This window comes from Methylocystis bryophila, from assembly GCF_027925445.1.
Taxonomy (GTDB): Bacteria; Pseudomonadota; Alphaproteobacteria; order Rhizobiales; family Beijerinckiaceae; genus Methylocystis; species Methylocystis bryophila.
The window spans coordinates 3,925,705-3,947,843 of the sequence record NZ_AP027149.1 but is presented as its reverse complement, the minus strand read 5'-3'; the positions used below and the strand labels follow the sequence as shown (position 1 = coordinate 3,947,843).

Genomic DNA, 22,139 nt, shown 5'->3' with positions numbered 1-22,139 from the left:
TGATGCGGGCAAAACGCGCGCTTTGCGACGCTTAGCTTTGACGCACAATTTGCAATTGATATCATGTCACCGTAATCCAGAGGGCTCGATGAAGGCTAAGGAAAAGAGGCCAGTTCCAAGCTTTTACGACATGGGCATAGACTATCAGGGGCGAGTGCGCTGCTTTCAGCTCGCCAATGGCGAATCTTTGCAAAATGACGGCAATGGTTTGGTCGCCATGCCGGCTTGGCCCGATGGTTATGGGCAACTGCCGAGGCATCCTTGGCGCTTCCCCGACTATCTCGAAACGCCACGGTTGCTGTTCGACAAGAAGCGCGGCCGCCCGGCGCGCGATTTGGAAGCGCAGGATGGCTTTTGGTACGTCTCGCGCGCCATGAAGGAACTCCTGGAGCGCGTCGAACCGGATGCCTGCGAGTTCAGGAAATGCGATACTGTTTGGGTGTCGGGCGAGCCGGGGCCGGAATATTGGCTCTGCTCGGTCACACGATTGCTGTACGGGTGGGATGTGATCGATTTCGAGGCGTCCCGAGGATTGACGCAGCAAGCGACTCCCAATGGACTCCCTAGATACGACTCGGTTTTCGTTACGGATGTGCGCTTCACCGCCGAACTCGCCAACTTCCCTCATTTATTTCGCGTTATTGGGTTAGGAGGACACGTCTTTTGCGATCAATTCATGAAGGACGCCTGCCGGGCGGCAGATCTGAAAGGGATAGTTTTTGGAAAAATGGCTGATTGAGTGACGGCAAGATCAACTCCTGCTTCGCAGACGTCTGATTGAAACGCCTGCGCCAGCGTAATTCCGGACAAGGGCCGAAACCGCCCGCGCCTTTTTTGGGCGGGTTCGGTTCACGGCAGCCCGACCGAGCAAGGCGCGGGGACACAGGGTTACAGATTAATTTCAATATGTTACATGACTTCTCTTGCTTGTCTTATCTAATGAGGATAGGATATTATATAATGGCCGAAGACGAAGAACTTGAATTATTGCTGTCCTTTGATGGCGCGAGCTTTGAAGCGGCCGAAGGCTACGTCGTCGAGTTTATGGCTCGGCGCACAGAGCCGACGCCGCAGCGTCCTCATGGGCTCAGCTACGCGCTTGTTTTTCGCCCCGAGGACGGCGAGCCGTTCGTGCGCTTCGACAATGCTCATGCGGCTGACCGACCCGGCGGAAAATTCGTGAAGGCGTCTGCCGCGCATGACCATTGGCATCGCACAGCAAATGATCCGGGACGGCCTTACGTCTTCACCTCGGCGGCGCAACTGCTCGAAGACTTTTTGGCGCGAAGTGAAACGCGCGATGGATGAAAGGGGGATACCCAATGACCTATAAGACCGGCACAGTCGGCGACTTCATGAAGTGGACGAAGCGCATAATCACCGATCCCGCCGCGGCGAAGGACGCGCCCAAGCGTTGGTTTGACAGCGAGGCGACGGCGACGCGCGCGTTCGGCACGACGACCTCGCCCGAAGCTATGGTGAAATTGCTCTCCGAGGAAAACCTGCGCTTGCTGCGGCTCATCGTGAGCGAGAGGCCTGGCTCCCTGCATGAGCTGGCGACGCTCGCGCATCGCAAGGAATCGAACCTGTCGCGAACGCTGCGCAAGCTGCGCGAGGCGGGCATAGTTGATTTCGAGGAAGGCAAGGGACGCATGCGCGCGCCGCGGCTGACGGCACAGCGCGTGACGCTCGATCTCGATCTCGTCGGGCCGGGAAGTGTCGTCTCGGTCGAACGGCTGCCGACGGTAAGGTAAGTCGTAATGGTCTTGGAGGTGGCGTCCCGCCAAGGCGTTCGGATTACGGGATTACGGTGACATGATATCAATTACCAAGCGGCTTCCCCGCGGATTACGGTGACATGATATCAATTACCAAGCGGCTTCTCCGGGCGGTCCGTCTTCGGCTTGGGTCCTCGGCGGCCCGGCTGCTGTTTGCGACCGAGAAGTCGTTCGGTCGCGGCTATGAAGAATGATGCGGGCAAAACGCGCGATTTGCGACGCTTGGGCTTTGACGCACAATTTTGCAATTGATATCATGTCACCGTAACCCACCGTAACCCGACGAAGCCGCCCGTCTTGTAAAGGGATAATGCCGCCCAGGGATTCCTGGATGATGTCGCCGGCGCCTGACGCCGCTAGCGGTCGGTTCGACGTCCGCGCAATCCAGTCGCCCGTGAAGAACGAGCAATCAGGCGGCGAGTGGGCGATTCTGAGCTGAACCTAATCGGGCGAGGGTGGCTAGGATGATGGTGCAAAAAAGCGCCAGCCAGGCCAGCAGGCGCCTGAAGTTGTAGCCGGCGGCGGCGAGCACGGCGTTGGCGGCGTCGCCAGCGCTGTGGGCGAGGAAGTTGCGGCCCATGCGGTGGTCGCTTTTCAGATGGCCGATGACCGGCTCGACGGCCGAGCGTCGCCTGAGCTCGCGTTTGATCGCCCCGGTCACGCGCCGCCGCTGGCCGGCGATGAACACGCTGAACTTGTGCTCCGCGGGGGCGTTGTGTCCGCGATAGCCGCGGTCGGCGACGATGCGTGAGATCGAGGCGCCGATCTGCTTCTCCATGTCGGGAATGACCTGCGCCAGCGTATGGCCGTCGTAGGGATTGCCGGGCAGCGCTTGCACATGCGCGACGAACTGCCCACCCTTCGAGCGAAAGAGCGTCGTCGCCACCGACACCTTGACGCCGAACTCATAGGGGCGATGCGCCTTGCCCTTGCCGATGCATTCGACCTCGGGCGCGTGCAGGCTGTAGACCTTGCGGCCACGCTGTTTCTGGCGCTGCTCGCGCACGCGCTCGGCGAGATAGAGCGGCCGACGGAAAACATCACGCAGCGCCTCATTGTCCTTGATGCGCCTCGCGACGTCGCGCTCGACGCGGCCGAGATAGGTCCTGATCTTGCGCAGCGCCTTGCCCGCGCGCTTGAACTGCTTGGCGTGGGCGTAGCGCTGATAGGCGATGAGCGCGTGCTTGCCGATCCGCTCGTAGGATTGACGCAGAGCCACGCCGTGCTTCTTGGCGAGACGCACCAGTCGCTCCCGCGCGCGATGCATCAGCCTGGCGTCGGTCGGGAAGGCGACGGCCTTCTCCTGCACGGTGGTGTCGACGATGACCTTGGCGAAGTCAGAGGGCTTCGCCGCCCCGGTCCTGGTCGCGACGGAAAGGCTCTCTTGAACCAGCGCCGCGAGCTTCTCCTCGCCCATGCGCTGGCGCCAGCGCGTCAAGGAGGAGCGGTCGAAGGGCAGCTTGTGCTGGAAGAACTCCTCGCCGCAGAAGAGCTGGAAATAGGGGTTTTCCAGCCAGCGATCGCACAGCGCCTCGTCGGAGAGATCGTGCATGTGCTTGAGGATGGCGAGGCCGGCCATGAGCCTTGTGGGCAGCGGCGGCCGACCGGGAACGTCGGCGTAGACGGCGCCGAAGCGCCGCTCCAGAAAGCCCCAGTCGATCGTGCGCAGGAGTTTGACCAGCGGGTGAGCCATGTCGACGATCTGATCGAGACGCGCCCGAAACAGATCCCGCTGCCCACTGTCACGCCGCTCCTTCGGACGCATTGCGAATCTCCCTGCCGACCGTTCGTCAAGGGCAGAGAATCACGCCTCCGGCGCGAGATCAATTTGCAAGGAAACCAGCGCAAACAGCCCCAATCCCGGCGAAAACGATTACTTTAACGTAGCCGTATCACCCGCCATGACAGAGGCTTATGAGTTCTTCACGGACGACGCAATCCAGCATCAACCTTTTGGCGTCACATTTCCACGCCGCGGCAGGAGGACTAAGTCCGCCGCTTCCTCGGCATCTCTAAGGAGCGTCTTGCGCGGCGCGCCCATCTGCGCACGCATCGTCAGACCCCGGACAAGGTCGAGGGCCTGGCTCGCCCGCGCGGTTACGGGAAAGTCAGACGGCACTTCTCCTGCGTCGATCCCGTCCCGGAAGCGGCGTTCCAGTAGCGCTATGGCGGCGGCGGCCGCATCCTTCAGGAACTGCCGAACCTCAGCATCGTCCACGAGCGGCGCGATGCTCACGAGAAGACATCCCCGGGCGGATCCTTCCTCGGTCGCAGTTTCTACGGCGTGCCTCAAGAAGGCGACGAGCGAGTCGCGAAGAGTGCGCGCCGAGAAGAGTGCTTTCGCAGCAAGAGCGCCCTTCGCCTCTGCATACGCCTTAAGAACGCGCAAAAACAATGTCCGCTTATCTCCGAAGACGGAATACAGGCTCGGCCGTCCCACGCCCATCCCGGCGACGAGATCGTCGATCGTCACCCCATCGTAACCCTTCGACCAGAAAACCTGAATCGCTTTTTCCAGCGCCTCGCTCTCATCGAAGCTGCGAGGTCGTCCAAGCGGCCTGGCGAGTTTTTGGATCATTTAGTTTCAAACTCCTTGACAAGGACCAGCGCGCAAATATATAACTGAATAGTTCGAAATTGGCAAGCCGGCCCTGGCCTCGTGGGGCCTCAGGCCTCGATCTTTCCCTTCACCACGGAGCCCCCCATGGAACATTCGATCGCGCTCGTCACCGGCGCCACCTCCGGGCTCGGTCATGCAGCAGCCCGCTCTCTTGCCGAAGAGGGCTGGCGCGAGATCATCATCACCGGACGCAGCCTGGCTCGGGCCAAGGAAACGGCCGCTCAGCTCGCAGCGGAGACCAAAAGAAAGGTCTTCACGCCGCTGGAGCTGGAGTTGGACAGGCCGGCCAGCGTCCAGTCCGCGCTCGCCGATCTGGTCAAACAAGGTCGGGCGGTCGATTTCCTGCTGCTCAATGCTGGAATGGTCCCAGGCAAGAAGCGCGTGATCACTGCGGCGGGCATAGAGGCTTCTCAGGCCCCGCTGATCGGCCATCATCAACTGACTGTCGGGTTGCTTCGCGCCAACCTTCTTAGCCCCAACGCGCGGATTGTTATCGCCGGCGCGGAGCCTGCCCGCGGGGGCGTACCCATGTTCAAGTACACCGACGTGCCCGCCTTCGCGGCTAAATACTTCCGGGACGACCAAACCGCCGCTGTTGAAGCCCTGATTCGCAGCGGCCCGAACGTGAATTACGTGCCCAACAATGCGTATGCCGACGCGAAGCTCATTATCGCTTGGTGGGTCGCGGCGCTCGCGCGCAGGCTACCCTCCGGCATGGCCGTGTACGCTGTCTCGCCCGGTGGGGCGACCGCCACCAAGGTGGTGCGAAACGCTGGCCCGATGTTGAGGTATTTGTTTATCCCAATCGTGAACCTCATTCCCGGCATGAATCAGACGCCGCAGACCGCGGCCCGTCGGTACCTTCAGGCGTCGGAGTTCGGAACCGACGTCTCAGGGCAATTTTTCGCCTCGGCTCAAGGGAAGTTCTCAGGCCCAATTGAGGCGCAGCGCCACCCGCACCTCCTCGATGGCGCCAACCAGGAAGCCGCGTGGCAGGCCATCGTTAACGTCTCCGGCGTCGACTTGTCTCACCCAGAATGGTTGAGGGCGGTGTCCTGAAGGAGCGCCGGCCACGGCGGCGTGGTCGCGGCGACCGGCGCCAGCAGGTGTGGTTGTCCGTAGCGGCCCTGCTATATTTCAAAATGAATAGTACTAAATGATCTTGACCGCAGCCTCTGTGGCTTATTATCATACAAAACAGTTCAAAACAAGCTGAGCATCCCGGGCGTCGCAAGGAGAGTACGCATGGAACGGTGCGAAGCGAAGCGGGCGGTGATCATCGGTGGCGCCAGCGGCATGGGGCTCGCGACGGCGAAGATGCTCCTCGATGGGGCGCGCGTTCTGGTGACGGGTCGCTCGCAGGCCGGCCTGGAATCGGCGCGGAAAGAGCTTGGGAACGGCGCCGTAGTGGTTTCGAGCGACGCGCGGTCGTTGACGGAAATCGGCGCCCTTGCCTCTCAGGAGAAGGCCGAGTTCGACACGTTCGACCTGCTCTTTGTAAACCCCGGCTTCGGCCTCTTCGCGCCGTTCGAGAACACGACCGAGACCATCTACGACGAGATGTTCAATCTGAACGCCAAGGGGCCGTTTTTCGCGGTCCAGAAGCTCGCGCCGCTGATCGATCGGGGAGGCTAGTCGTCCTCACGACCTCGGTCGCCCCCGTCAAGGGATTACGGGATTACGCGGGATTACGGTGACATGGATTACGGTGACATGATATCAATTACCAAACTGCTTCTCCGGGCGGTCCGTCTTCGGCTTGGGTCCTCGCCGGCCCGGCTGCAGTTTTCCGACCGAGAAGTCGTTCGGTCGCGGCGATGAAGATTGATGCGGGCAAGGCGCGCGATTTGCGACGCTTGGGCTTTGACGCACAATTTTGCAATTGATATCATGTCACCGTAATCGGCGGGCGATCCCCAAGGATCTGCCTCCCAAGAGCACCGTTTACGACTATTTCGACCTTTGGGACTGGGACGGGACGCTCGACCGCATCCATGCGGCGCTTTACGTCAAATGCCGTGAAGAAGCAGGGCGCGAGGCCAGCCCGACAGCTGCGATCATCGACAGCCAGAGCGCGAAAAGCGCCGAAAAAGGGGGACGCGCATTGATCCGCCGGGATATGACGCGGGTAAGAAAATCAAGGGCAAGAAGCGGCACATCCTCGTCGATACGCAAGGCTTGCTGATGCACGCCCTCGTGCACGCCGCAGACGTACAAGACCGCGACGGCGGCGCGCTGGTGATGGCGACTTTATTTGGGGCTTTCCCGTTCCTGCTGAAGCTTTACGCCGACGGCGGCTATCAGGGGCCAGAGTTTCGCAAAGCCGTCGATAGGGTCATCGCCGACATGAACGTCGAGATCGTCAAGCGTTCCGATCAGGCGAAAGGCTTCGTCGTCTTGCCGAAGCGATGGCTCGTCGAGCGCACCTTCGCCTGGCTCGGCCGATGCCGCAGACTCGCCAAGGACTGGGAATGCCTGTCACGCAAGGCGCTCGCCTTCTTGCGCCTCGCCTCCATCCGCCTCATGCTACGAAAGCTCTGTAATCCCGCGTGAGCCTTCCGGACAGACTCTTAGGGAATTACGGAAATAGGGAATTACGGGGACAGCATACGAATTGCCCTAATGCTGCACGGCAGGCTCGATGCTCCGGCGCTCGGAACAGCAGAATCATCGTCGGGCCGAGGCCCTACGCCGGACGATCTCGGCGAAGGGGCTCTTCAGGCGGCCGCGCCTTTCGCGCTCAGCCCTCGTAGTTGTCGCGCACAAATCGGTCGAGCAGGCGCACCCCGAAGCCGGAGGCCCAACTCTGATTGATGTCGCCGGAGGGCGAGCTCATGCCCGTGCCGGCGATGTCGAGATGCGCCCAGGGAGTCTTGTCGACAAAGCGCGCCAGGAACTGCGCCGCGGTGATCGAGCCGGCGTGCCGCCCGCCGGTGTTCTTCATGTCGGCGAAGCGCGAATCGATGAGCTTGTCGAAGGCGGGTCCCATCGGCAATCGCCACAGCTTCTCGCCCGACCCTTCGCCGGCCTTGACGAGCTTCTCGGCGAGAGCGTCGTCGTTGGAGAACAGACCCGCATATTCCTGTCCCAGCGCGACGAGGATCGCGCCCGTGAGGGTCGCGAGATCGATCATCAAGGAGGGTTTCAGCTTCTCCTTGGCGTACCAAAGCGCGTCGGCGAGCACGAGCCGGCCCTCGGCGTCGGTGTTAATGATCTCGATCGTCTGGCCCGAGGCGGATTTGACGATGTCGCCGGGACGCTGCGCGGCGCCGTCCGGCATGTTCTCGACGAGGCCGAGCAATCCGACGGCGTTGACCTTGGCCTTGCGTTGAGCGAGCGCGCGCAGGAGGCCGGTCACGGCCGCGGCCCCCGCCATGTCGCCCTTCATGTCCTCCATTGAGGCGGCGGGCTTGATCGATATGCCGCCGGTGTCGAAGACGACGCCCTTGCCGATGAAGGCGAGCGGCGCCGCGCCGGGAGCGCCGCCGTTCCAGCGCATGAGGACCAGAAGGCTGTCCTGCCGGGATCCTTGCCCGACGCCAAGCAGCGCATGCATGCCGAGGTCGGCCATCGCCTGCTGGTCGAGCACCTCGACCTCGACTCCGAATTCGGCGAGCTCACGCGCGCGCCGGGCGAATTCGCTCGTCGTCAGCACATTGGCCGGCTCATTGACGAGCGTGCGGGCGAGCAGCACGGATTCGGCGAGGCCTTCGGCTTCGGAGATCAGGGGCGCCGCCGCGGAAGTGTTGGCGACCGCCAGCGCGAGCTCGATCGCGCCCTCGCGCTCGGCGGCGTCCTTCTTCTTCTTGGTCTTGTAACGCTCGAACTTATAGGCGCGTAGCAACGCGCCCAGCGCGAGCTGGCCGGCGGCCTTGAGAGGCTCCGACGGCGCTTGCGGAAAATCAAGGAGCGTTATCGCCCGCGAGCCCTCGCCAAGCTTGGCGGCGGTCTGGCCTCCGAGCGCCAGGAAATCGTCGAAGGCCCTGGGCTTTTCGCCCTCCGCCGCTTGGGCTGGCCCGATTCCGATCAGGACGAGGCGCGATACGCCCGGAAGGCCCGCGGGCGCCAGGATTTCCAGTGACGTTCCGCTTTTGCCGGTAAATTTTGCGGCCGCCGCCGCCCGGGTGATCTGCGGTTGCGCCTCCGCGAGAATTATTTTGGCGACCTCCCCGAGGGCGAGCTCCGCCCCAAGGTAGGCGACAAGCGCGCGCGGTTGTCCGGCCTCCTCCGGCGCGGCGATCCGCACCTTCGCATCATCGAAAGAAATAAGCTCGAGCTTGACGTCAGTTGACATGGGGATCTCGCGGGAATCGCCGCTTCGCCTCAGGCTGCGGCGCGGAAAGGGTAAGGGGGCACTATTGTCGCGTGCAGCCCCCGGGGTCAATTCGTCGCTGTGACCGGCCCTCGTCAAAACGCCGCAATGTCCCGTTAGAGCGCGGCTGAGCTCCCCCGGAATGCGCGCGGGGGCTTAGCGCGCTTATCGCTCGAACGGGACCGTTCGAGCGATAAGAAAACGTGCTAGCTCAATATGTTGGAGCGCATTCCGCAAAAGCCTGTCGACTTTTGCGGAATGCGCTCAAGCGTTCCCTGACGCGTCGGGCGGCCGGAGCCGCGTCGGCGAAGTCGAAGTTCCGCGCAACGGGTCGTTCGATGCCGATGATCTCCGCCGCATCCTACGTTTCGAGCGCGGCGCAGAGCGCCAGGCCATGATCGGCGCGACGCTTTCGCTCTATTTCGCCAAGCGCTTCTTGAAGACCATCTTGGCGATCTTCGTCACGATTTTCTGTCTGATGTTCGTGATCGGCTTCGTCGAGCTTTTGCGCCGCACCCGCGACAATCCCGACGTCGGAACAGGCATGGTCGCCTTAATGTCGATCATGCGGGCGCCAAATGCGGCCGAGTCGATCCTGCCTTTCGCCGTGCTTTTCGCGGCGATGGCGACCTTCGTCGACCTCACCCGCAAGCTGGAGCTCGTCGTCGCCCGGGCGGCCGGCGTCTCAGTCTGGCAATTTCTGGCGCCGCCGGTCGTTGTCGCTTTCCTGCTCGGGGTGTTCTCAGTCGGGTTCTACAACCCGATATCAGCGACCTTAAAGCAGCGCTCCGACGAGCTGGAGTTCCAGCTTTTCGGGGTCGCGGGCAGCGTGCGCCTGGACCACAGCCTGTGGTTGCGGGAGCACGGGGTCGACGGGCTGGCGATCATTCACGCCATGAACGCCGCGCAGGGCTTGACCTCGCTCGACAGCGTCAGCGTCGATTCCTATGCGCCCGACGGCTCGTTCCTCGAACGGATCGAGGCCACACATGGACAGCTTCTGCCGGGCGCCTGGCTTCTGACGGGCGCCCGCGTCACCATGCCGGGCGAGGCGACCGCCGCTTACGACAATTACCTCTTAGCCACGGATTTGACGCCAGAGGAGCTCGCCAAGACGACCGCGCCTCCACAGGGCGTGCCTTTTTGGGGCTTGCCGGGTCTGACCGAACAGACGCTGGCCGCGGGCCTCGACGCCCGCGGCTATATGCTGCAGTTCCAGCGCCTTCTGGCCCGGCCGCTGCTCCTCGTCGCCATGGTCCTTGTAGCCGCTTCATTTTCATTAAGATTTTTTCGATTTGGCGGCGTCGCCAGGACTCTCGCGGGTGGCGTTGCGGCTGGGTTCGTGCTTTATATCGTTACGGAAGTCTTTTCCGATCTCGGAGGCGCGGGGACGATAAGCCCCTCGCTGGCCGCGTGGTCGCCGGCGTTGGTGGGAAGCATGCTGGGCACATTGTCGCTTCTTCACTCGGAAGACGGCTGATGGGGAATTCGCGCGCCCTTTCGCGGCTCCCTACGACAGCCGTGCGTGAACCGTGGCCGAAGCGCGGCCGCGGCCTTGCGCGCCTCTTGTCCTTCCTTCTTCTCGGCTCGTCGCTCTTTGTCCCGGCGGCGGCCTGGGGCGAGAAAGCCGCCTCTCCCGAGCCGCGCATGGTCGTCGAGGCCCGCGAGCTCGTCTATGATCAGACCAAGAACACCGTCTCCGCCCGTGGGAACGTGCAGATTTATTATAAGGGCCGGCTGCTCGAAGCCGATCGCGTCACCTATGATCGCGACACGGGACGCATCCGCGCCGAAGGCCATGCCCGCCTGACTGAGGCGGACGGTGCGGTGGAGCGCGCCGAGAGCTTCGATCTGACCGACGACTTCAAGAACGGGTTCATCCAGAGTCTGCAGGCTGACACCGCGGACAACACGCATTTCGGGGCGCCCTACGCCGAGCGGCGCGGGGACGCGAGCAGTCAGGAGACCATCTTCGATCACGGGACCTACACGGCCTGCGACGCCTGTAAGGACGATCCTTCGAAGCCGCGGCTGTGGCAGATTCACGCCAAGCGGATCATCCACGACGGCGTCGAGAAGATGATCTACTACGAGGACGCGACCCTCGAGTTTCTCGACTTCCCGGTCGCCTACATGCCCTATTGGTCATCGCCTGATCCGACCGTGAAGCGCAAGAGCGGTCTACTCATGCCGACCGAAACTTACGGCAGCTACGTCGGATATGGTTTTGGCGTGCCGATTTACTGGGCGATCTCGCCCAACGCGGATCTGACCGTCACGCCGACGTATTTCACGAAGCAGGGCCCGCTCCTCAAGGGCGAGTATCGGCAGCGCTTCGAGACGGGATCGTTCAGCATCCTCGCGGAGGGGACGAAGCCGAACGATCGCGGCGCGTTTCCCTCGCCGCCCTACGGCGCCTCGAACCTCAAATATCGCGGGGCCGTGGAGAGCCGAGGCGAGTTCTATCCCAACGATTATTGGAAGTTTGGGTGGGACGTGACCGCGCTCTCGGATCGATACTTCCTGCAAGACTATAGGCAGTGGAACCCGCTCTACGGAAACCTGTTCTTTAAAGAGCGGTCGTCGACCGTCTATCTGACCGGACAGGGCGACCGCAGCTGGTTTGACATGCGGGCCTACTATTTCCAGGGCCTCTCGCCCAACGACCTGCAGGCGCAGCTCCCGACGGCGCATCCGATCACCGACTATAACCGCGCCTTCGACGTCGATCCTTACAAGACGATGGGGATTGGCGGACAGGTCACCCTCGACGCCAATTTCACCAGCACCTCGGCGCAAATCGCGGACTATGAGTCGATCCAGCCGCGCACGCTCGACAAGTTCAACGGTCTCTACACGGTGTGCTCGATCTATTCGCCGACGCCCAATCGCGCGAACAGCACCTGTCTGCTGCGCGGCATCGGCGGCAATTACGAATCGGGCACCGTCGAGGCGTCTTGGAAGCGCAGGGCCATCGACCCTGTTGGCGGCGTTTGGACGCCCTTCGCTTTCGCGCGCTTCTCCGGCTCCTACCTCAACTACAACACGACCGACACCGCGCCGGTTTACAACGCGACGCTGCAGCCGATCCCCAACGCTGCGCAGGGCCTGTTCGTGAACGGGGCTGACAACTCCTTCAACGGTCAGGTGACGCCGGGAGCCGGCGTCGAGTGGCGCTATCCCCTGATCGCCCGCAGCGCGGCCGGCGCTCTCGTGCTCGAGCCCATCGCGCAGGTCATCGCCCGGCCCAACCAGTCGTCGATTCCCTCTCTCGTGAACATGGACGCGCAGAGCCTCGTTTTCGACGACACCAATCTGTTCGAGTGGAGCAAATTCTCCGGCTATAACCGCTTCGAGACCGGAACGCGCGCCAACTACGGAGGGCAGGGAACCTTCACGCTGAATAACGGCGGTTACGTCAACGCTCTGATCGGTCAATCGGCTCAGCTCGCCGGGCAGAATTCCTATGCGACGGCCGACGCCGCAAACGTGGGTCTCTCCTCCGGGCTGGACCATCGCGTCTCGGACATCGTCGGTCGCCTCGTCGTCTCGCCCATCAGCCCGATCACCTTCACCGCCAAGGCGCTTTTCGATCCAGCGACCTTCGCCGCACGGCGCGTGGACGGCTTCGCTTCCATAAAGCTCGATCCGATGTCCTTCGACGTGCACTACGCCAACTACGAGGCGCAGCCCCTCATCGGCTTCGACAAGCGTCGTCAGGGATTGGCTTTCAACGCCAAATACAACCTGACCAAGAATTACTTTGTTTCTGGCACGGTCACCTTCGACATGAGCCGCTATCTATATAACGGCCTCACCCTCTATCCCACGCTCTACACGACCTATACAGGCATCAATCTGCAGGGCACCGCGCCGGTGTTCTCGGTGGCCGCGCTGGGCTTCGGCGGGGGATATCAAGACGAATGCACGACATTCCTCGTCAATTATACGTCCAACTATACGACGCAGACGAATACAGGCCTGCCCGCGCGCAATCAGACGGTGATGGTCAGCCTTCAGCTCCGCACGCTCGGAGCCATCAACTTCAATCAGTCGCTCGGAACCTTTACGATGAACGACGGCGTGCGCTCGCAGCCGTGACGCCAGTCTAGCACCCGCTCAGGCGCTCCTCCGTCAGCGCCGTCAAAGGAGACATCATGCTATCGAAATGGTTGGGCGGGCTCGCCCTCGCCGCAGCGGTCATGCTCTATGCCCCGGCTCTCGGCGCCGGCGAGCTGACGAATGAGCAGAAGGACCAGCTCGGCAAATTCATCCATGACTATGTCGTCAGCCATCCCGAGATCATCAAGGAAGCCGCCGAGGAGCTGGACCGGCGAGACAAAGCGGCGGAAGCCGCCGACCGTGAGAAGACCATGGCCGGCGAAGCGGCGAAGCTCTTCCGCTCGCCCAATCAGGCCGTGGTCGGAAATCCGGACGGGGATGTGACGCTCGTTGAATTCTTCGACTATAATTGCGGCTACTGCAAGCAATCGCTGGCTACTGTGGCGAAGCTCGTCGAGAGCGATTCCAAGCTGCGCGTGGTGCTGAAGGATTTTGCTATTCTTGGGCCCGACTCCGTCGAGACGGCGGAGGTCGCGACTGCGGTCCGCCAGCAGCTCAAGGGGCAAAAATTTTGGGAGTTCCACAAGAAGCTGCTCGGCACGCGCGGGCACATCGGGAAGGCGCAGGCCATGGCCGCCGCCAAGGAGCTCGGGGCGGACATGGATCAACTCGAGAAGGACATCAAGAGCCCGGCGACGCACGCCGCCCTCGCCGAGGTCGAGGGGCTCGCCGAGAAGCTGCATTTTAGCGGGACTCCCTCCTGGGTCATCGGACAGGACGCCTATGTCGGCGGACTGAGCCTTCCCGACTTGAAGGCCAAGATCGACAGCGTCCGGAAATGCGGCAAGGCCGCCTGCTGAGCCGAGCGGCGGACGGGGCTTTCAACGATCGAACGAAGAGGTTAAGAGACGGGTCTCCGCGCGAGGCCCGGAGTCCTTTGGTGTGATGATGCTAGCCGTACACGTTCTCAACGGCCCTAATCTCAATCTGCTCGGCGCGCGCGAACCCGAAATCTACGGGAGCGAGACTCTCGAGGACATTCGCAGCGCGCTCATGGCCCGATGCGAGAGCGAAGGGCTCGCGCTCGTCTTCAAGCAATCGAATTGCGAGGGCGACCTCGTGACCTGGGTTCAGGAAGCCGCCGCGGCGAGCGCGCCGATCATTCTGAACGCGGGCGCCCTGACTCACAGCTCCATCGCGCTTCACGACGCGATCAAGGGCGCCCGAGCCGAGGTCGTTGAGGTCCATCTTTCCAATCCGCAGGCGCGCGAAGAGTTTCGCCATCGCTCTTACGTCGCCTTGGTGGCGCGTGGAACGATTTCGGGATTCGGCGCCACTTCCTACTTGCTGGCGCTCGAGGCGCTCATAGCCGGCGCCAAAAGAAAGAGCTAAAGCCCCATGGCGCGATCAACCCGCACCCCCGCAAGAGGCGCCGTCAAAGCGTCGGACGCCGCTCCCAAAGACGAGTCCCTGCTGCGTCTCGTCGCTCAGCTTCTCGCGGAGCATGACCTGAGCGAGTTCGAAATCGAGCGTGGCGGATTGCGCATACGCGCCGCGCGCTCGCTTGCCGCAGTCGCCGCGCCGATCGCGCCGACGATCCTGGCGACGCCCTTTCCGGCGGGGGGGGCGGCCGCTCTCGCTCCGCAGGCGCCCGCACGGGAGGCGGCGGCGGAAGAGCAGCGACGCCTTGTCGAAAGTCCCGGCGCCGTCAAATCGCCCATGGTCGGAACTGCCTATCTGCGGCCGAATCCGGAAGCCAACGCCTTCGTCGAGGTGGGATCCCGTGTGTCGGTCGGCGACAAGCTGCTGCTGATCGAGGCGATGAAAACCTTCAACGAGATCGTGGCCCACAAGGCCGGCGTCGTGAGCGCCATGCTGGTCGAGGACGGCCAGCCCGTCGAATACGGCCAGCCCCTGCTCGTCATCGAATAGGCGGGCTCGGAGCCATGATCGAAAAGATATTGATCGCCAATCGCGGCGAAATCGCCTTGCGCATCTTGCGCGCGGCGAAAGAGCTCGGCATCGCCACGGTCGCCGTCCATTCGACCGCCGACGCCGACGCCATGCATGTGAAGCTCGCGGACGAATCCGTTTGCATCGGGCCGCCGCCCGCGCGCGAATCTTACCTCAACATCCCGGCGCTGCTTTCGGCCTGCGAGATCACCGGCGCCGACGCCGTGCATCCGGGTTACGGCTTCCTCTCCGAGAATGCGCGTTTCGCGGAAATCGTCGAAGAGCATGGCATCACCTTCATCGGGCCCAGGGCCGAGCACATCCGTGTGATGGGCGACAAGATCGAGGCGAAGGCCACAGCAAGGCGCCTCGGCATTCCCTGCGTGCCGGGCTCTGAGGGCGCAATCGGCAGGGACGCCAATGAGTTGCGTCGGGAAGCCGAGCGGATCGGCTATCCGGTGCTGGTTAAGGCCTCGGCGGGCGGGGGCGGACGCGGCATGAAGGTCGCGCATGACGCCAAGGAGCTCATCCAGTCGGTCGCCGCCGCGCGCACGGAAGCCAAAGCCGCCTTCGGAGACGACACGGTCTACCTCGAGAAATATTTGCAGAAGCCTCGCCACATCGAGATTCAAGTGTTTGGCGACGGCAAGGGCGAGGCTGTCCATCTCGGCGAACGCGATTGCTCGCTGCAGCGCCGGCACCAGAAAGTCTGGGAGGAAAGCCCGTCGCCCGCCCTAAACGACGCTCAGCGCGCCGAGATCGGCGAGATCTGCGCGCGCGCCATGCAGGAGCTGCGCTACGCGGGGGCGGGAACGGTCGAGTTTCTATATGAGAATGGCGCCTTCTACTTCATTGAGATGAACACGCGCCTCCAGGTCGAGCATCCGGTCACTGAAGCCGTCACCGGCGTCGATATCGTCGCCGAGCAGATCCGCGTCGCTGCGGGCTCACCTATGTCCTTAAAGCAGCAAGACGTGTCCTTCTTCGGCCACGCGATCGAGTGCCGCGTGAACGCGGAGCATCACGCGACTTTCCGCCCCTCGCCGGGCCGCATCGCCTATTATCATCCGCCAGGCGGCGTCGGTGTGCGCGTCGATTCGGCCGTGTATCAAGGCTATACGATTCCGTCGAGCTATGACTCGCTTATCGGCAAGCTCATCGTGCACGGCCGCAACCGCACCGAAGCGCTGATGCGCCTGCGCCGCTCGCTCGACGAATTCATCGTCGACGGCATCGACACGACGCTGCCGCTCTTCCGCACGCTCGTGCGCAACACGGACGTGCAAAACGGCGTCTACGACATCCATTGGCTCGAGCACTTCCTCGCGACCGGCGGAATCGAGCCGAGCTTTTGACGGCCATCGCGCGACTGGTTCCTATATCGGAGCAAAGCCGATGCCGATGCCGATGGAGTATCAATACGCTTCGGAAGAATTCGAGCGGTTCCTTCGCGACGCGATCGATGCGTCAGGACTGACAACTCGAAATCAAGTCTACACGATGACGCAAGGCGTTCTTCGAGTCTTCCGCCGTCGGCTCGATGTCGGCGATGCGCTGAGATTCGCGAATGTCCTGCCGCCCGTCCTGCGAGCGATCTTCGTTGCCGACTGGGATCTTAACGAGCCGGCGCGTCCGTTCGAAAGGCGCGAGCTGATGACCGCAGAAGTCAAATCGCTTCGCGGCGATCACAATTTTTCACCCGATACGGCGATCAGGGATGTCGCGACGGCGCTGCGCAAGAATGTGAATGAAGCGGAACTCGACCGCGTTCTCGCCATGCTCCCCAATGAAGCCGTCGAGTTTTGGCGCGTCTGAACACATGCGGAGGCATTGATTTTTTTCGATGGAAGCGCGACGATTGCCGTCGGCGTGGCGGCGCCGCTCGCATGAAATTGATCCAACTTTCCACCGTGTTCGGCGCGCTCTTTCTCGTGGGGTCCGCGGAGGTTGTCGCGGGTCCGATGATGACCTTTATGGGACCTGATTTTGGCGTCGCATCGAATGCTATCGCCTATCTGCCCGCGGCCTATGGGTTGGCCTATGGGGCAATTGCATTAATCGCGGGGCCGCTTTCGGATCGTCTGGGACGTAAGCGGCCACTGCAAGCCGGCTTGCTCGGATTCTCGGCGCTTTGCGCGCTCATGCCGAAGGCGTCTTGCCTCTGGATGGGCGTCGCCTTGGCGGGGCTCACGGGCGTGTGCGCTGCGATCATCCAGCCCAATTGCTTAGCGCTTGTGGGAGACAGAGCCTCGTCGGAGAAAATCGATCGCTATCTCGGGCGAGTCTTTGTGGGATTGATGCTCGCATTCGTCCTGACGCCCTCGATCGCAGGTTGGCTCGCCGGCCATACGAGCTGGAAGCACGCCTATTACCTCCTTGCAGCATTGGCGGCGCTTGCATTTTTTGTCGTGTCGATCGTCTTTGACTCCTCGTTTGCACGTCCCACGACGAAAACACCCTCATTGGCGTCAACGCACCTGGGCGCCTTGTCTACCGGGGGAGTCTTGGCGCGTCTGTTGGCCAGCTACTTCTGGTTGGGCTGGATGGCGGGTTTCGGGGCGATCGTCGCTGACATTGCGGCAAGCAAATCATCGCTTGCGCCCGACGATGCGGGACTGCTGGCAGGCTTTTTCGGACTTGTCGTGATCGCCGGCAACCTTGCCGGTCCCTATTTGCGAAGAGCTGTCGACGATATAGCCTTGCCTTCGGCCGCCTTCGCGGGATCAATTGGGGTGATCGCGTTTTCGATTCCAACGAGCTCTGTTTATCAGCTCGCGCTCGCCGGCATGCCCTGGGCATTCGGCTACGGATGCGGAGGCCCGCTGCATCATGCCCGACTGAGCGGGCTATCGGCGATATATCGAGGGACGATTAATTCCTACCATGCAAGTTTGCTGAACCTTGGCATATTCTCCGTATCGTTTCTCTTCGGCAGCTTAGTTCCCGTAACGTCTCTGACGTTCTTCTGCCTTGCGGTTGGCGTCGTCTCTTTGATCGGCGCCGTCCTACTCGCTCTCGTGAGTCGCCCGTGAAGAACGAGCAATCAGGCGGCGAGTGGGCGATTCTGAGCTGAACCTAATCGGGCGAGGGTGGCTAGGATGATGGTGCAAAAAAGCGCCAGCCAGGCCAGCAGGCGCCTGAAGTTGTAGCCGGCGGCGGCGAGCACGGCGTTGGCGGCGTCGCCAGCGCTGTGGGCGAGGAAGTTGCGGCCCATGCGGTGGTCGCTTTTCAGATGGCCGATGACCGGCTCGACGGCCGAGCGTCGCCTGAGCTCGCGTTTGATCGCCCCGGTCACGCGCCGCCGCTGGCCGGCGATGAACACGCTGAACTTGTGCTCCGCGGGGGCGTTGTGTCCGCGATAGCCGCGGTCGGCGACGATGCGTGAGATCGAGGCGCCGATCTGCTTCTCCATGTCGGGAATGACCTGCGCCAGCGTATGGCCGTCGTAGGGATTGCCGGGCAGCGCTTGCACATGCGCGACGAACTGCCCACCCTTCGAGCGAAAGAGCGTCGTCGCCACCGACACCTTGACGCCGAACTCATAGGGGCGATGCGCCTTGCCCTTGCCGATGCATTCGACCTCGGGCGCGTGCAGGCTGTAGACCTTGCGGCCACGCTGTTTCTGGCGCTGCTCGCGCACGCGCTCGGCGAGATAGAGCGGCCGACGGAAAACATCACGCAGCGCCTCATTGTCCTTGATGCGCCTCGCGACGTCGCGCTCGACGCGGCCGAGATAGGTCCTGATCTTGCGCAGCGCCTTGCCCGCGCGCTTGAACTGCTTGGCGTGGGCGTAGCGCTGATAGGCGATGAGCGCGTGCTTGCCGATCCGCTCGTAGGATTGACGCAGAGCCACGCCGTGCTTCTTGGCGAGACGCACCAGTCGCTCCCGCGCGCGATGCATCAGCCTGGCGTCGGTCGGGAAGGCGACGGCCTTCTCCTGCACGGTGGTGTCGACGATGACCTTGGCGAAGTCAGAGGGCTTCGCCGCCCCGGTCCTGGTCGCGACGGAAAGGCTCTCTTGAACCAGCGCCGCGAGCTTCTCCTCGCCCATGCGCTGGCGCCAGCGCGTCAAGGAGGAGCGGTCGAAGGGCAGCTTGTGCTGGAAGAACTCCTCGCCGCAGAAGAGCTGGAAATAGGGGTTTTCCAGCCAGCGATCGCACAGCGCCTCGTCGGAGAGATCGTGCATGTGCTTGAGGATGGCGAGGCCGGCCATGAGCCTTGTGGGCAGCGGCGGCCGACCGGGAACGTCGGCGTAGACGGCGCCGAAGCGCCGCTCCAGAAAGCCCCAGTCGATCGTGCGCAGGAGTTTGACCAGCGGGTGAGCCATGTCGACGATCTGATCGAGACGCGCCCGAAACAGATCCCGCTGCCCACTGTCACGCCGCTCCTTCGGACGCATTGCGAATCTCCCTGCCGACCGTTCGTCAAGGGCAGAGAATCACGCCTCCGGCGCGAGATCAATTTGCAAGGAAACCAGCGCAAACAGCCCCAATCCCGGCGAAAACGATTACTTTAACGTAGCCGTATCACCCGCCATGACAGAGGCTTATGAGTTCTTCACGGACGACTCGTGAATTTTGCCGAGAGAAAACCAAGCTAGGCCGTTGTGTCGCTCGTTCAGCGCCTCGCGCGCCGGACCTCATAGGCCCGCACATGCGTCAGCGCGATCTCGAGAAGCGGCGCGCTCACGCCGTGCTGGCGCGCGCGCGCGTGAAGGTCGCCCAGTATATGCTCGCCTTCCGTCGGGGCGCCATGCTCGATGTCATGAAGCATCGACGATTTCATATTGGCCGCGCGTTTCGTCAGGCTGTCGCCGTGCTGCGCGACGCGGGCTTCGTCAAAATCGAATCCTTCCGCGCGCGCGACGCTCGCGCATTCGGAAAGCATCTGATTGATCAGTCGCTCGCCCGCGGGCGTCGCCATGATATCGGCGATCAGCGCCCGCATGAGCGTGTTCATGCCGGCGAGGGTCGCGAGAAACACGAGCTTGTCCCACATTTCGCGCAGGATATTCGGATTGTGGGCCGCGATCACCGGCGTCTTCGCATAGAGCTCCGCGAGTTGGTCAGCGAGCGCGTCGGCGCGTCCGTCGCGCGCGCCGAAGTCGATGCGGGCGAAACTGTCTGCGTGACGGATCGCTCCGTCGTCGTCGAGCGCCGCGCTGATGCGGGCGACGCCGCCCCAAAGCCTCGCCTGCGGGAAGCGCGCCGCGATCTTTTCCATATGCGCGAGGCCATTGAGCAGCGGCAGGATCGTCGTGCACGGTCCGACGGCGTGAGCGATATCGTTCAGGCTGGCGTCGAGGTCGTAGGCTTTGCAGGTCAAGAGAACGAGGTCGAAGGGCGCCAGCGCGCCGGGGTCCGAGATGCTCTTGACGTCCCTGACAAGACTTCCGGCGGGACTGTCGATGCGGAGGCCGCGCGATGCAAGCAGGCGCGCACGGGCCGGGCGGACGAAGAAGGTCGCGTCGGCGCCGGCCTCGGCAAGGCGCCCGCCAAAATAGCCGCCGACGGCTCCAGCGCCGAGGATCAGAATGCGCATAGGGAAGCCCGTGAGATTGAGGCGTCAGCTTGCGAGCGATGTGGAGCGCGGCGCGCCAGCGGTCAAGCCCCCGAGCCGCGCGCTGCTCTCTACTCTCCAGGGCCCCGAGCGGCCTCCGATCGCGCAAGGACGCAACGCGACATCTCCGCCGCAATAAGCTTGTTGGCCCGTGGCGCGTAATGTCCGTAATCCACATAGGGGATGCCGTCATAGCTTTTGAACAGAGACGACAGGTCTACTTCGACCATCCCTTTCGGCTCTGCCGCGCATGGGGCGTCCTTGGCCGCAAAATGTTTCCTCAAGATCGAATAGCCCGTCACAAACCGGTTGGCGGGCTCGGGCAGCTTTCTTGCCGGTTCGGTCACGACCTCTGACGCCTGCGGACGATAATCGACGGCCGGGACCGGCTGGAGAAATTGGAAGCACTTCGTTCCATAGCTCTCACAGAGCTTGGAGAGAAAGCGCCTCGTCGCGAGATAGCGATCCACGATCGCCTGTGAGACTTGCTCGTCAGTGGCGAGCGCCTTGGAGTCGGGCGGATTTCTGTTGCTGTAGGCCTCTTCGCGAATTGCGATCGAATCTGTCGGGCCCGGCGACAACCCCAGCCACCTCAGAGCCTGGAGATTTCGAGCAAGGGAAGAGAGTCGGGAAAGGATCCCCGGCGTCTGGTTTGTTCTTGAATCCGCTCCCGGCTCCGAGCCGACCGGCACGAGCTTGTCGAGTGTAGGCGTGAAAAAAGGCTCAGCTCGGATCGTCGAGCCTGGCTGGAAAAACTCATTCAGCCCGTCCAGGAACACAACCGCATCGGGCCTGGGCTCATTCATTAAATTCGAGGCGAAGTATATCGCCTCCTGGCGTGAGTAGTGGTAGGGAACACCGTAATTGACGGCGATGATGCAGACGCCGCTTCGATCCGCTTCCTCCACAAATTTCGAGGGGATGGTGTCCCACCAGGGAACGCCGATCCCGTAGACGGTCGATCCGCCATAAAACCAGATGACTTCCGATTTCCCTTCGGCGCCTTTCCCGGGCCCCGACGCTTCGGCGCATTTGCCGCTCGCCAAGCTCTTGCGAATTCCCTTCTCGACGACAGAGAACGGGTTGTTATGGTCGGCGTTCCCGATCTGAATCCATGGCCTATATCGTAGCTGATCTTGTAAGAGCGGGAACATTTTGAGGATTTGTTCCTCGGTGTACCGGCCATCATAAGCGATAGCTATATTTTTAATGATATTATCAATAGCTTCCTTGGAAATAGTCGACGTTTGTTGTTGTTTCTTTCTCTCAGCGTTTGGGGTGTCGACGATTCGAGCGGCCAGCTCGATGACAGCGAGGGCAAGAAATATGAGTATCGTTACGATAAGGCTATTGCCGACGATCCGTGCTGCGCCGCTCATGTCAAACCGAAGACGCGATTGGATCCTGGGCTGATCGAGCGGTAGGATTGAAGGGATTCGTGGGCCTGCATGGTCTTGCCTTAGCCAACTCGGATCGTTCTGGCCAAATTCGCAGATTGCCCTGACATGCCCTAGCGCTGGCCTCTGTCACGCTTGATCCAGCCGGATCTCAAGAAAGCCTCGCGCGCCGCTCCATAGGGCTCGGAAAGCCCCAGCCTCGAGGAAACCTCGGCAATTTTCTCTGCCGCGGATCGCGCCGTCTCCGTGATCGCATTTTGCGGGAGATCGGCGATCCAATCCACCAAAGCCCGCGGGTTGGCGAGGAGCAGGACAAGCATCGTCGCATAGACGACGACGGCGACTTGCGCCGGACGCGAAAGTTTTAGGCGCGCGAACGAGAACGCGGCAAACCTCTCGGACGGGGCGCTGGAATGGACGCCCGTTGGCCAGATCTCGCTTTCGTCCGTCATATTGGC

General features: G+C 62.3%; 20 protein-coding genes and 1 pseudogene. 14 read left to right on the top strand and 7 right to left on the bottom strand.

All coding sequences use genetic code 11. The annotated features are described in order from the left end of the window. Nucleotides 1-88: 88 nt before the first annotated feature. The 3 genes from QMG80_RS18200 (at nt 89) to QMG80_RS18190 (ending at nt 1,754) form a co-directional block, all read left to right on the top strand. Nucleotides 89-739, top strand: a complete 651-nt coding sequence (locus tag QMG80_RS18200) for an imm11 family protein (protein WP_158658588.1) — start codon at nt 89-91, stop codon at nt 737-739. A 221-nt stretch (nt 740-960) separates the two neighbouring features. After that, nucleotides 961-1,308 carry a toxin-antitoxin system TumE family protein gene (locus QMG80_RS18195; RefSeq protein ID WP_085770463.1) on the top strand — a complete coding sequence of 116 codons (348 nt, stop codon included), beginning with the start codon at nt 961-963 and terminating at the stop codon, nt 1,306-1,308. A gap of 14 nt (nt 1,309-1,322) precedes the next feature. Continuing rightward, nucleotides 1,323-1,754, top strand: coding sequence for an HVO_A0114 family putative DNA-binding protein (locus QMG80_RS18190; protein WP_085770462.1), 432 nt, complete (start codon nt 1,323-1,325; stop codon nt 1,752-1,754). Between the two features lie 433 nt (nt 1,755-2,187). On the opposite strand, the gene QMG80_RS18185 is transcribed toward QMG80_RS18190, so the two are convergent. Next, nucleotides 2,188-3,543, bottom strand: a complete 1,356-nt coding sequence (locus QMG80_RS18185; protein ID WP_085770453.1) for an IS5 family transposase — start codon at nt 3,541-3,543, stop codon at nt 2,188-2,190. Nucleotides 3,544-3,723: 180 nt separating this feature from the next. After that, the gene (locus QMG80_RS18180; RefSeq protein ID WP_085770461.1) at nt 3,724-4,356 is read right to left on the bottom strand and encodes a TetR/AcrR family transcriptional regulator; all 633 of its coding nucleotides are present in this window, start codon (nt 4,354-4,356) and stop codon (nt 3,724-3,726) included. A 126-nt stretch (nt 4,357-4,482) separates the two neighbouring features. Between QMG80_RS18180 and QMG80_RS18175 the strand changes: the two genes are divergently transcribed. The 3 genes and pseudogenes from QMG80_RS18175 to QMG80_RS18165 form a co-directional block, all read left to right on the top strand. After that, nucleotides 4,483-5,457 (top strand): SDR family NAD(P)-dependent oxidoreductase, encoded by a 975-nt coding sequence (locus QMG80_RS18175; protein WP_085773492.1) that lies wholly within the window; start codon nt 4,483-4,485, stop codon nt 5,455-5,457. Nucleotides 5,458-5,643: 186 nt separating this feature from the next. Beyond that, entirely contained in the window at nt 5,644-6,033 is a 390-nt protein-coding gene (locus QMG80_RS18170; protein ID WP_199769027.1) for an SDR family NAD(P)-dependent oxidoreductase, read from the top strand. A 268-nt stretch (nt 6,034-6,301) separates the two neighbouring features. Continuing rightward, nucleotides 6,302-6,951: pseudogene (locus tag QMG80_RS18165) on the top strand (IS5 family transposase); the annotation flags it as partial. A gap of 187 nt (nt 6,952-7,138) precedes the next feature. Here QMG80_RS18165 and QMG80_RS18160 read toward each other — a convergent pair. After that, complete coding sequence (locus QMG80_RS18160) at nt 7,139-8,692, bottom strand: leucyl aminopeptidase (protein WP_085770460.1); 1,554 nt, start codon at nt 8,690-8,692, stop codon at nt 7,139-7,141. Between the two features lie 412 nt (nt 8,693-9,104). Here QMG80_RS18160 and lptG point away from each other — a divergent pair, with 412 nt between their 5' ends. The 8 genes from lptG to QMG80_RS18120 all read left to right on the top strand — a co-directional run bounded on the left by lptG (nt 9,105) and on the right by QMG80_RS18120 (nt 17,757). Continuing rightward, the gene (gene lptG, locus QMG80_RS18155; protein WP_085770459.1) at nt 9,105-10,190 is read left to right on the top strand and encodes an LPS export ABC transporter permease LptG; all 1,086 of its coding nucleotides are present in this window, start codon (nt 9,105-9,107) and stop codon (nt 10,188-10,190) included. Nucleotides 10,191-10,276: 86 nt separating this feature from the next. Beyond that, nucleotides 10,277-12,811, top strand: coding sequence for an LPS-assembly protein LptD (locus QMG80_RS18150; protein WP_245300050.1), 2,535 nt, complete (start codon nt 10,277-10,279; stop codon nt 12,809-12,811). Between the two features lie 56 nt (nt 12,812-12,867). Next, nucleotides 12,868-13,632: a DsbA family protein gene (locus QMG80_RS18145; RefSeq protein ID WP_085770457.1), complete on the top strand. Its 765-nt coding sequence runs from the start codon at nt 12,868-12,870 to the stop codon at nt 13,630-13,632. A gap of 88 nt (nt 13,633-13,720) precedes the next feature. Further along, complete coding sequence (aroQ, locus tag QMG80_RS18140) at nt 13,721-14,164, top strand: type II 3-dehydroquinate dehydratase (RefSeq protein WP_085773491.1); 444 nt, start codon at nt 13,721-13,723, stop codon at nt 14,162-14,164. A 6-nt stretch (nt 14,165-14,170) separates the two neighbouring features. Then, nucleotides 14,171-14,704 carry an acetyl-CoA carboxylase biotin carboxyl carrier protein gene (accB, locus tag QMG80_RS18135; protein ID WP_085770456.1) on the top strand — a complete coding sequence of 178 codons (534 nt, stop codon included), beginning with the start codon at nt 14,171-14,173 and terminating at the stop codon, nt 14,702-14,704. A 14-nt stretch (nt 14,705-14,718) separates the two neighbouring features. Then, nucleotides 14,719-16,080: an acetyl-CoA carboxylase biotin carboxylase subunit gene (gene accC / locus QMG80_RS18130; protein ID WP_085770455.1), complete on the top strand. Its 1,362-nt coding sequence runs from the start codon at nt 14,719-14,721 to the stop codon at nt 16,078-16,080. A 40-nt stretch (nt 16,081-16,120) separates the two neighbouring features. After that, the gene (locus QMG80_RS18125) at nt 16,121-16,540 is read left to right on the top strand and encodes a DUF2267 domain-containing protein (RefSeq protein WP_085770454.1); all 420 of its coding nucleotides are present in this window, start codon (nt 16,121-16,123) and stop codon (nt 16,538-16,540) included. A gap of 71 nt (nt 16,541-16,611) precedes the next feature. Beyond that, entirely contained in the window at nt 16,612-17,757 is a 1,146-nt protein-coding gene (locus tag QMG80_RS18120; protein WP_085773490.1) for an MFS transporter, read from the top strand. A gap of 11 nt (nt 17,758-17,768) precedes the next feature. Here the strand turns inward: QMG80_RS18120 and QMG80_RS18115 are convergent, their stop codons facing one another. The 4 genes from QMG80_RS18115 to QMG80_RS18100 all read right to left on the bottom strand — a co-directional run bounded on the left by QMG80_RS18115 (nt 17,769) and on the right by QMG80_RS18100 (nt 22,133). Next, nucleotides 17,769-19,124 carry an IS5 family transposase gene (locus QMG80_RS18115; RefSeq protein ID WP_085770453.1) on the bottom strand — a complete coding sequence of 452 codons (1,356 nt, stop codon included), beginning with the start codon at nt 19,122-19,124 and terminating at the stop codon, nt 17,769-17,771. Nucleotides 19,125-19,342: 218 nt separating this feature from the next. Then, on the bottom strand, nt 19,343-20,266 hold the full coding sequence (locus QMG80_RS18110) for a ketopantoate reductase family protein (protein WP_085770452.1): 924 nt from the start codon (nt 20,264-20,266) through the stop codon (nt 19,343-19,345). Between the two features lie 89 nt (nt 20,267-20,355). Continuing rightward, nucleotides 20,356-21,663 carry an SGNH/GDSL hydrolase family protein gene (locus tag QMG80_RS18105; RefSeq protein WP_158658587.1) on the bottom strand — a complete coding sequence of 436 codons (1,308 nt, stop codon included), beginning with the start codon at nt 21,661-21,663 and terminating at the stop codon, nt 20,356-20,358. A gap of 131 nt (nt 21,664-21,794) precedes the next feature. Continuing rightward, nucleotides 21,795-22,133 (bottom strand): hypothetical protein, encoded by a 339-nt coding sequence (locus tag QMG80_RS18100; protein ID WP_085770450.1) that lies wholly within the window; start codon nt 22,131-22,133, stop codon nt 21,795-21,797. Between the last annotated feature and the right edge of the window lie 6 nt (nt 22,134-22,139).